Source organism: Synechococcus sp. UW69 (assembly GCF_900474185.1).
GTDB lineage: Bacteria > Cyanobacteriota > Cyanobacteriia > PCC-6307 > Cyanobiaceae > Parasynechococcus.
Map to the genome: position 1 here is coordinate 1 of NZ_UCNW01000007.1, position 9,729 is coordinate 9,729.

11 protein-coding genes are annotated in these 9,729 nt (G+C 46.6%); 8 read left to right on the forward strand and 3 right to left on the reverse strand.

The features are described from left to right. Positions 1 to 232: 232 nt before the first annotated feature. A complete protein-coding gene (locus DXY29_RS03615) occupies positions 233 to 460 on the forward strand; it encodes a hypothetical protein (RefSeq protein ID WP_115023025.1) in 228 nt (75 codons plus the stop codon). 154 nt (positions 461 to 614) lie between these two features. Next, positions 615 to 2,507: a S8 family serine peptidase gene (locus DXY29_RS03620; protein WP_115023027.1), complete on the forward strand. Its 1,893-nt coding sequence runs from the start codon at positions 615 to 617 to the stop codon at positions 2,505 to 2,507. Positions 2,508 to 2,837: 330 nt separating this feature from the next. On the opposite strand, the gene DXY29_RS03625 is transcribed toward DXY29_RS03620, so the two are convergent. Next, complete coding sequence (locus tag DXY29_RS03625) at positions 2,838 to 3,230, reverse strand: hypothetical protein (RefSeq protein WP_115023028.1); 393 nt, start codon at positions 3,228 to 3,230, stop codon at positions 2,838 to 2,840. A 408-nt stretch (positions 3,231 to 3,638) separates the two neighbouring features. Continuing rightward, positions 3,639 to 3,869, reverse strand: a complete 231-nt coding sequence (locus tag DXY29_RS12970) for a hypothetical protein (RefSeq protein WP_136987711.1) — start codon at positions 3,867 to 3,869, stop codon at positions 3,639 to 3,641. A gap of 86 nt (positions 3,870 to 3,955) precedes the next feature. Here DXY29_RS12970 and DXY29_RS12975 point away from each other — a divergent pair, with 86 nt between their 5' ends. Next, a complete protein-coding gene (locus DXY29_RS12975) occupies positions 3,956 to 4,153 on the forward strand; it encodes a hypothetical protein (RefSeq protein WP_136987712.1) in 198 nt (65 codons plus the stop codon). 18 nt (positions 4,154 to 4,171) lie between these two features. Here DXY29_RS12975 and DXY29_RS03635 read toward each other — a convergent pair whose 3' ends face one another. Beyond that, the gene (locus DXY29_RS03635) at positions 4,172 to 5,050 is read right to left on the reverse strand and encodes an HNH endonuclease signature motif containing protein (protein WP_115023031.1); all 879 of its coding nucleotides are present in this window, start codon (positions 5,048 to 5,050) and stop codon (positions 4,172 to 4,174) included. Between the two features lie 198 nt (positions 5,051 to 5,248). Between DXY29_RS03635 and DXY29_RS13820 the strand changes: the two genes are divergently transcribed. From DXY29_RS13820 to DXY29_RS12980, 5 genes are all read left to right on the forward strand, one after another. Then, the gene (locus DXY29_RS13820; RefSeq protein ID WP_256377594.1) at positions 5,249 to 5,374 is read left to right on the forward strand and encodes a hypothetical protein; all 126 of its coding nucleotides are present in this window, start codon (positions 5,249 to 5,251) and stop codon (positions 5,372 to 5,374) included. A 48-nt stretch (positions 5,375 to 5,422) separates the two neighbouring features. Then, positions 5,423 to 5,755: a hypothetical protein gene (locus DXY29_RS03640; RefSeq protein ID WP_115023033.1), complete on the forward strand. Its 333-nt coding sequence runs from the start codon at positions 5,423 to 5,425 to the stop codon at positions 5,753 to 5,755. Between the two features lie 155 nt (positions 5,756 to 5,910). Then, positions 5,911 to 6,693, forward strand: a complete 783-nt coding sequence (locus DXY29_RS03645) for a hypothetical protein (RefSeq protein ID WP_115023034.1) — start codon at positions 5,911 to 5,913, stop codon at positions 6,691 to 6,693. 386 nt (positions 6,694 to 7,079) lie between these two features. Further along, on the forward strand, positions 7,080 to 8,414 hold the full coding sequence (locus tag DXY29_RS13630; RefSeq protein ID WP_244279300.1) for a calcium-binding protein: 1,335 nt from the start codon (positions 7,080 to 7,082) through the stop codon (positions 8,412 to 8,414). Between the two features lie 91 nt (positions 8,415 to 8,505). Further along, on the forward strand, positions 8,506 to 9,729 hold a 1,224-nt coding region (locus DXY29_RS12980), incomplete at its 3' end, for a matrixin family metalloprotease (protein ID WP_170952101.1).

The window sequence follows — 9,729 nt, forward strand, 5'->3', positions numbered from 1 at the left end:
GACTTAACTTCAAGTCAGCTGCAATCCATGACCACTGGAGTGGATGCTTGATGGGTTAATTAGGGAATCCTGACGTCTGTTGGCTGAAAGCAATACAAAACCCGCAAGGGAAAAGCAGGGAGCGTTGTTGTCGCTATCCATCTCCCGACAAAACATTCACCCCGTCAGAAATGGCGGGGTTTTTTATTGCTTGAACAGAGCGGGGAACACTCATGGCAGTCACGTCTTACCCATGCCTCAAGACACCCGCATTGCCCTGTTCCTGATGGGGGAACTGGTTGCAGCCCTACGCGCCAATGACCCTGACCTGTTCAAGCGTTGGCTCTATGGGGGCATCGAAGACCTTGGAGAGCCTGCAGTGACTGAGCTTTTGCTGGACTGGCTTGACCCGTTTTTGACCGTGGAAGAACAGGACAGGCTGCTGGGTTGGCACTTGGGAAGTGGGGGCGTTAGTTGTTAAGGGAAAGTGTTGAAATTTTAGTTGACAGCCAAAGAAGCAAATAGCAATAAATATTAAAAAAAACTGGTGGTACAAATCGATCGGATTTTTGTTTCCGGTGTTGCCATAGAAGGATTCAAGCTGCACATTATGGATTGATCGTCATCTGAACATAGTGGCCGACCCCAAGAATCTCAGTAATCCAGATTTTTTTGGAGAATATTCTGTACAGACTTCTGACCCACTATCAGCAGACTGGCAAGTCATAGAAGACGACGGAAATGTCACAGCCTTCATTGGAGGGGACGGCAATATTTATGCTGGCAATAAAGATGGATCAAAGAATTTTAGGTTGAGAAGAAAAAATGGTGGTGGACTAAGAAACGATCAAAACGGCTGGAAAATTATCGCACTTGATAGGATTAACGAGAAAAATACGGGCATATATCAGAATAGTAAAAGTGGTCTTTTGCAAGAAATAAAATTCGACAGTAACTGGCGGGTTATAAGTAGATCAAATTCTTTTACTGCCGAATCAGAGAAAGGGCAGGATGTTGAAACGAACTTCAATCAATACTTGGGTTATTTTTCGGATGATGGTGATTCAACGCCACTCGATAATTCAATCCTTGCCACCGGTTGGCAGAGAAGGGATAGAAACTATAGACACCAATGGTCACTTAGGAATACGGGTCAAAGAAGTGGGTATCGTGCTGGCAAGGATATTGAAGCGGATGCAGTATTTAACAAATATTCTTACCCAAGTTTAGGGATTAACCATGACAAGGCTTGGAGACAGAATTTGGTCGCGATCCTTGACACTGGAGTTAATTATCGTCACTCTGATCTTTCGCAAAATCTAGCAAGGTGGAGTAATTCTGAACCACTAGATGGCCTAGATAATGACAAAAATGGCTTTGTTGACGATATCGCGGGCTGGGACTTTGTCGGTAATGACAACAATGCGAATGACGAATCAGGACATGGTACGCATGTTGCTGGAATCTCAAATGCAGCTGCTAATGGCACCGGAATCGTAGGATCAAATCCTGGAGGATACTACTTGCCTGTAAGAGTTTTAGGAAGGAATGGAGGATCAACTGCAAATGTAATTAGAGGAATCAATTATGCACGAGCCAGAGGGTCAAAGGTTATTAATATGAGCCTTGGAGGCAGTGCATATTCCAAGGGAATGTATAATGCAATTAAATCGGCAGGCAATGCCGGAGCATTGGTTATAGCTGCTGCAGGAAATGAATTTCAAAATATAGATAAAAACCCAGCATACCCTGCTGCTTACAACCTAGGTAATATCATCTCAGTGGCAGCATCTGATCCTACTGATTGGTTTGTTCATCCGAAGAACTGGGGATGGGGTACAAACTATGGCCGTCGGAGTGTTGATTTATTAGCACCTGGTCAATCGATTCTATCCGGTCGCCATTATTCAACTTCTGGTCTTATTGAAAAAAGTGGTACATCTATGGCAGCACCTCTAGTCGCAGGTGCAATTAGTTTTTTCTGGGCCAGAAATCCCGACATGAAATGGGATCAAGTTAAAAAAAGAGTTCTCAATAGAGTAGACAAGATACCTGACGCATCAAAATTTACAGTTAGCGGTGGCAGGTTTAATTTTCGGAAGCTGATGGGTGGTATTAAGCCAACTAGAAATTATGAGGCGGACGAACGTTCAACGATCCATGAAATTGATTCATTCGAGTCATTTGAGGGAGATCCATTGATCGAGTATGTACCGACAATCACAAAGTCAAATGTTGACTCGATTGACCATGGTCAAATCACCGACAAAGTCATAACTTTTTTTGATGGCGATGTTGATGAGCGCAAGGAAAAATTCAATAAAATAAAGGATTTTCTTTCGAGTAGTTCTAGGTTTTCGGATCATGTCTCAAGGATTGAACTCATGGATTCTTTGGAGTCTTCAATTGGGGTACTTGATTTTAGGGATAAGCTGTCATCGACGCAGCGACATGACCTTATTCAAACTGTAATTAGTAATGGGTGGGTATCCGAATTCGAAATGGATTCAAATGTTGCTGCATTCTGATTTATTTCAAGCCATAGATATTCTACGACTTATTTTGGCTTGGAAAATCTCTTTACGTGATTATTGTTAGAAATGCAGAGTTTTGAGTTTCACGACTAATTTTCTGACTCTTTAGTCCGAGTGCCTAACCCCGTCAGCAATGGCGGGGTTTTTTATTGCTTGAACAGAGCGGGGAACACTCATGGCAGTCACGTCTTACCCATGCCTCAAAACACTCGCATTGCTCTGTTCCTGATGGGGGAACCGTGCGAAGAATGAATTAATAATATTCTCGATATCTTCAAGTCGTCGTATGAGCCAAAGCAACAAGCTTTCAGGCAAAAGATAGATTCAGAAGAGTGTTTTTGGGGGCGACACTTTGCGGCATTTACCTTGCGAGACTCTGACCTTGTGATCACTTAAATTTTTGGCGTAAAAATAGTAATCACCATTTGTGCGATCGATACCATGAGTCCTCTTTTCTCCCCCGTCAATTCGTCGATTAGTAAAATGATACGCATCAGGCTCAATGGTTAATTTCCACTGGGACTCATGATCACTGTAACTACCAAGCCTGATGCCATCGATTATAGTCATTATTGTTGCTTTGTTGTATTTCGGATGAATGATTATCTCGTACGAAGTGATTTTATCGTTCTCTAATTTGCAAGACAAATAAATCGGAGCAGCGCTCGCAGGTAATACGAGTCCAGCCATAAAAATGAAAAACACCAACTGACGCATGGGTTGGGTGAAACTGCTAGAACTAGATTGATCTATTTTTCCACTCGTTGCAACTTACACGTCATAAATCAAGCTAAAACCACAATACCCCTATGTCGTGCATTGCAGTCATGAAATGAGACTTCTGCAAGTAATCGCTCCTGCCACCGCTATTGCCGTCCTTTCTCCTCTCGCTTTGGTAGGAGATGTGTCTCAGGCTCAAAATCTTCGTCGTCCTATACCTCCTTGTCACGTGCTGAGACTATCGGTCTCTCCAGATAAAGAGTGTTTCGACGATGTCGATCGAGATGGGAAGTTCCAATACAACCGTGGAGATCGGGCATGCGATGCAAAGTCTTGGGTGCGGCATGAGTGGAGCCTGAATTAAGGATCTACTTAGCAGTGCAGCGGCTCTGGCACATACAGCAGTCATGCCATTACCAAGGCGTTCCTAGGAGCGTCTACATGGATGCGAGACGAGCCACCAGCATGGGCTTTCGCATTAAGTACCAGCACCATCAACGCTGTGTAGGTGATGCGCTGGTGCTCACTCCACTCCTCTTCAGTGAAGCCACCCTCACGGTGCAACCTGATGCCTTCCTCGTGATGCTCTGCAATCGCCGCCATGTCACTGGTCAAATCAGTGGGCGCTGCAGACATGCGGGCATCAATCGCAAGGCTTCACGGTAACGCTGGTGATTTATTGCGCCACCGTTAGCCTGTGTGGCATGTAAACGCGTCACTGCGTGGGTTCAGTCGAACACCTCAGACAACATCAATACGCCGTCCCTCAGGGGCAGGAACCACTGGGCAAGAGCCCATTAACCGTGCGCATCTATGCCAGCGATCACGACGCCATCAAAGCGATGGGCAAGGCAGGCGGTCTGTTCGTTCGCAATGCCATCAGGAAGGCGCTGCAAGAACAAGCCCAACAACAGCAATGACCAGCAAGCAAGGGGTGCTTAGTCGTCCCACTTGGCTCCCTTCGAAAGATTCTCAGCAGCAGTAAGGATCTGAAGGTTGTCGGGATGGTGTTCCCCTCCTGCGGCAAGAGGCTTGATGTGATCGACATGGTGCTCTACCCCTGTTTCTCGTGTCCTCCTTCGGCACTCTTCGTAGATCTCTTCAATACGCCTCTTCTCACTGAAAGAAAGGGTTCTGGGATAGGCACCTCGTCTCATCGCACCCCTTAACCGCTGGTCCGCCTTTCGGCACATCACACACTCACTGTTCCTGGTGTGTCTGACACCCCCGTGCTTCATCGCACAGTCCTTACCGACATAGGTAGGCAGACCCCTCCTCTCTGCCTCCGCAGCCCCAAGAGCAGGTTGCTGGTTTGCGATACGCAGTGCCTCTGCTCTGGTCTCTTCTTCCTTCTTCTTCTGACGAGCCTTTTGTAGAAGCTCTGTCTGGCTTGGCCCCCTTGGGACATAGGGCCTTGGCCTTGGGGAGTAAGCCTTCCTGGGAGCCGGAACCCACCTTTCCCGAATACCCCTGTCGTTGATGAAAGACCCAGTGTTCTTACGCCTATTACGGGCAGGGCACCTCTTGTATGCCTCGTAGTCAATTGAGTAGCCCGCTAAGTGAGTCATAGGCACCCCGTTGCATCCACAGATGCAGTCCCCAACAGGTCTTCGGAGAACTCCCTCTTGGTTTGAAGTTGGTGGTCCGTATTGGACGCCAGGTTTTAGAGCTGCGTTCCCCTGGTAAGTCGATGGGGTGGGTCTTGGCTTCTGCGCGGCGTCCTTCGTTGAAGTGAAGGGTCGCTTGCTCCACTTATCCAGTAGGGAGAAGACCCAACAGATACCGAGGAGGAGGAGAAGGGTGCTTACGACTTCCATGCCCGGATTCAACCATCGCTACGACTGGGACCACCTCCCTCACTTGGGGGATAAGCAGCAGCAGTAACCGACCACAGGTGGTCCGTCTTTGGCGCACCCTTTGGCACAGCGGGGCAGAAATGCACTGCCTGACTGCCTGGTGTCTTGCTAACGCAGCAATTACACGTCAATTGCCTGCTGATTCCATAGGTCAGCCATGTGGGGGGCGTTCATGACTTAGCTGAGCCAGTGGTGGAGGAACTGCTGTTGGACTGGCTGTATTCGTTCCTGACGGCGGAAGAGCAGGACAGGCTGACGGGTTGGCACCTGGGGGTGAGCCTCTAACCAGATGGGGGATGCGAATCGATGAAATCAGCCTGAACAATCACTCGGATGGGGGAGGTGCTTCAGCGCCGTTTCAAAGACCTTGTCTTCAGACGAATCGAACTGATGAAAGGTCTGCATCGCACTGTTGCTTCTGGCTTGGTTGGTGGCGTCACAGGTGCCCTGATGGGTGCCACCGCGTTCCTCGCGGTGGATGTCCTTATGCCTTCGACTGCTGAAGCCGCTTGCTACAGCGAACAATGCAACCCCTATTCGGAGTATCAAAACCCGTACTCGGAGCATCAAAACCCGTATTCCAAATATCAGAACCCGTACTCGAAATATCAGAACCCATACAGCTCTGATTACATCCCGAGCTGCAAGAAAACAGGTGCTTGCTAAATCCCCGCCAGTAGGGACAGAAGGGAGCTTCCGTAAACCAACCAGATGGGGGATGGAACCCGCTGATTAAATCCCTCGGATGGGGGAGGTGCTTCCCAGCTGGAACGGAGATGGTGTGTTCACGGGGCGAGAGCCTCACAACACACAGGAATCAAATGAAAAACAAAGCAGTCGCTATTTTTGCTGGTGTAGGACTTATCGCCGCCATTGGCCTTGGAGCCAGCCTCAGTCAACAGACTCAAGACACGCTTAAAGCTGACAACCTGCGTGACGCCGAACGCTGCATCAACGTTCACAACTCAGACGCCATCAAAGGCACCACTACTGCCTGTGACCGCGTCAAGACCAAGTACCTGAGCGAAGAGCAACAAGAGCAGTACGCCGTTGCCTACGTCAAGCACAAAGAGGTAAAGGCCAAAAAAGCTGCAGAGGCAAAAGAAAAGGATTCTAAAGAGGCAAAGGCCAGGCAGGAACGCTTGTCAAGACAAAGAGCTGAGCGTGAAGCCCGTGGCGAGTGGACCTATTCCGGATACATCGACGATGCCACTGGTAAGCGTGCCAAAACCGCAAGGCTGACCAGCAAGAACAGCATGAACTTCGGCTTCCCTTACTCAGGGACTCAGTACGGTCGATTCACTGTTCGCAACCACCCTCGTCATGGCGTCGATGCCTTCTTGCAGATTGATCAGGGGCAGCTGCTTTGTGACAACTATAGCAACACCTCTGTTCTGATTCGCTTTGACAACGGTCCTGCTACCCGTTACGGCTGCCAAGGCGCCGCTGATCACAGCTCAGAGATTGTCTTTATTCAAAACGTGGCTGGTTTAGAGGCACGCATGAAGACCGCCAAAAAGATGTACATCACCGTTTCCGTCTACCAGGAAGGCTCACGCACTTGGGAGTTCAACGTGAAGGGCTATGACCGCTCGAAGGTCTAATTCAAAAATAGTTTTGTCGGGAAGCCTGAAGTCTTCGGACTGAAAGCAATACAAGACCCGCAAGGGAAAAGCAGGGGGCGTTGATGTTGTCGCTATCCATCTCCCGACAAAACATTCACCCCGTCAGCAATGGCGGGGTTTATTTATGCAGGGGGGTAGGTGTCAGCTCGCAAAATAAGGCCTGTTACTCTCGCTAATATGGGATAAAGTCTGTTCAACAAATGCCTCGAGATGTTGATTCTATTTTCTTTTAGAGACAAATCCATCGGCAAGAGTAATTAAGACAAACGGAACATCGCCTGGGGCTCATAAATGCGGGCTTACCCTTAATTCAAAAGGGACTGTCAATGAGTAGATCTGCAGGGCATTATACGGGAAGTGTTGACTTGGGTCCATTCAGCCATTTTGTCGATGTAAACGGTATTAAGATTGTCTCCATGGGTAATGTTGGAGGTCAGCAAAGCGTAGATAAGCAATTTGTGTTAAAGGCTGCTCGTGTTGTCCAAGAATTGCTATCCAATACAGGTTCAATCATTGATTCAGGCAAGCAGAATGAGTTGATTTCATACTTATCCGACAATGAAGTCATTCAGCGAGTAGGAGTTTCCTCTTATGACAGTTACAAGCCCGATCTAAGCGAAGAGACTGGGTGGGATGAGCTTATGGACTCTACGCTGAATACTGACTTTATATGGCAAGTAGATTCAGAGTCTGGCAATACACAAGCTACAGAAGTGATTGAACACATACTGCATACCATCACCAGGTTCGGTTTGTCCGGAGTCTACGAGAAAGAGTTCGATTACAATTCAAGGGCAAGTAGCATTACTAAAGCCTACGAGGAAGCCATAGACAACGGTGTTTACAGTACTGAAAATTATTCAGGTGGCGATCAAAGTGATCCAGAATTTCAGACAATGCTCAAGCAGGAATATCTTTATTGCTTGATTTACGCTAATTGGGGGATGATACAAACTCATGTAGATGGTGGTTCCCTTGCTCCCGAATGGTCTGATTCCCATTTAAGTAGTCTATCAATTGAAAGAGATAATCCATTGGGGCAGAGTCTTTTTGATGAATATATTTCGGCCGTGATCTCAAAGCCAAGTGAAAGAATTGTTAATCTTCAGTTTGAAGACTTTGGTGATGGGATCGAGCTTTATACCCCAGACGGCATCGATCGTAAAGGTGATGATTATTCAAACGATATAAAAGGAACTAACGGAAAAGATGTATTGACAGGAGGATCTGGAGACGACACTTTGGCCGGGATGAGAGGCGGAGATAGCTTGAAAGGAGGTTCTGGAAATGATGTCCTGAAAGCAGGCAATGGACGCGACACTATTATCGGCGGAGCTGGTGGTGACACTCTTTATGGGGGATTTGGACTGAACACGTTTGAAGATGAAGCCGATGGAGCAGTTGATAGCTTGTATTTCAAGAGCGACCAATGGGCAGAGAACTGGATATATGGTGATGCTGGCAATAGCCCCAATGGCGAGAAAGCAGACAAGATCACTGAATTAGATAGCTTTGATAGAATCTATGTTCAAGGGGTTGAAAGCAATGAGTTGAACTTTGGCAACGTGAGTCATCAGAGTAATCTTGGAGAGACGCTGAGTGGGATTGGAATTTATGCCTCAGGAGTACTAGAGGCGGTTTATGTGGGAGACAACTTAAGCATTAGTCAACTAGAATCAATGACTCAAGGTATTATTTAAATAATAGAGTCTGAGGAATAGTTGCAGATATCTCTGTTGACGGGATTGATGCTATTGACTTCATAAAGACATTAGGGTTTCTAAAGTCGCTTTGACTTGTCATGATTATATTCAGAGAAAGTGTCTGGCGGTTTTGACTCAAAATAATCAAACTCCCTATAGAAGTCAGCAGTCTTTGGTTGATGTGCAATGGGGTGAAGCGCTTCATAAAAATGCATTGCTTAACACTGGACTGCGCTCTGAGTTGCCAGTTCGTTGGTCGGGCGATGAACAGTATGAAACGGCAGGAAAAACAACAATTACTTTTAGCTTCATTGGGAAAACATCGATTTTGGGCTATGGAGATGATGTCAATGAAATCATCAAACCAACTCACGATTTTAGTCAAAAGCAGAAAAATGATATTCGCAAAATATTTGATAACTTGGAATCCTTTGTCAATATCAAGTTTCAAGAAGTCACTGATTCAACAACCGTTGGCACAATACGAATAGGCTTTAATACCATCACGGATGAGCAGGGAAATTTTAGGCCTGGTATTTATGCCACTGCAGATCCCCCAAGCACTAAAACTAGAGGTGGAGATATTTGGTTCAATCAAAATTTTTCTGAAAGTAATTTCTCTGGCGGCCTTGTGGAACGAGATGGACTAGCTGCCAATGGGGAGACCCCAACTGCTAATTCAGTAATGGTTCATGAAATACTTCACTCTCTAGGGTTAGAGCATCCTGATAATCCCAATTACCCTATACCCGATACCGTCCGCAATTGGGAACATACCGTACTATCTGATGAATACTCTCACGATGCAAGTTTTCTGTTGAATGGGCGTGAATATGGTGTCAGTTCAACCCCAATGCCATGGGATATTTCTGGATTGCAGCATCTCTATGGCGCAAACCAAACGACCAATTCTGGCGATACTATTTATACGTTTGATAGCTCAACACCTTTTTATAAAACAATTTGGGATGCAAGCGGGGATGACACCTTTGATTTTCAAAATTTCGATGATGGCCTATCTGTGTATATCAAGGGAGGGGAGTTGTCGACATTGTCATTTGATGTAGCTGATTCTAGGTGGTCAAACAAGCAGCACGGAAATCTCGGGGTAGCATTTGGATGCAGGATAGAAAATGTATTTCTTGGCTCAGGAGACGATTATGCAAAAGGGAATGATTATTCAAATGTTCTTAAAGGTGGTGAGGGAGAGGATACTTTGAAAGGATCCGGAGGCAAAGACCTCCTCTATGGAGGCTCGGGAAATGATGACCTAAGAGGCAGTACGCACGGTGACACAATCTTTGGTGAAAGT

What these genes read in the sequence shown, in the direction of transcription:
- DXY29_RS03615 (WP_115023025.1), top strand. Translation starts at nt 233, where the DNA reads ATGCCTCAAGACACCCGCATTGCCCTGTTCCTGATGGGGGAACTGGTT.
- DXY29_RS03625 (WP_115023028.1), bottom strand. Translation starts at nt 3,230, where the DNA reads ATGCGTCAGTTGGTGTTTTTCATTTTTATGGCTGGACTCGTATTACCT.
- DXY29_RS12970 (WP_136987711.1), bottom strand. Translation starts at nt 3,869, where the DNA reads ATGTCTGCAGCGCCCACTGATTTGACCAGTGACATGGCGGCGATTGCA.
- DXY29_RS03635 (WP_115023031.1), bottom strand. Translation starts at nt 5,050, where the DNA reads ATGGAAGTCGTAAGCACCCTTCTCCTCCTCCTCGGTATCTGTTGGGTC.
- DXY29_RS03640 (WP_115023033.1), top strand. Translation starts at nt 5,423, where the DNA reads ATGGGGGAGGTGCTTCAGCGCCGTTTCAAAGACCTTGTCTTCAGACGA.
- DXY29_RS03645 (WP_115023034.1), top strand. Translation starts at nt 5,911, where the DNA reads ATGAAAAACAAAGCAGTCGCTATTTTTGCTGGTGTAGGACTTATCGCC.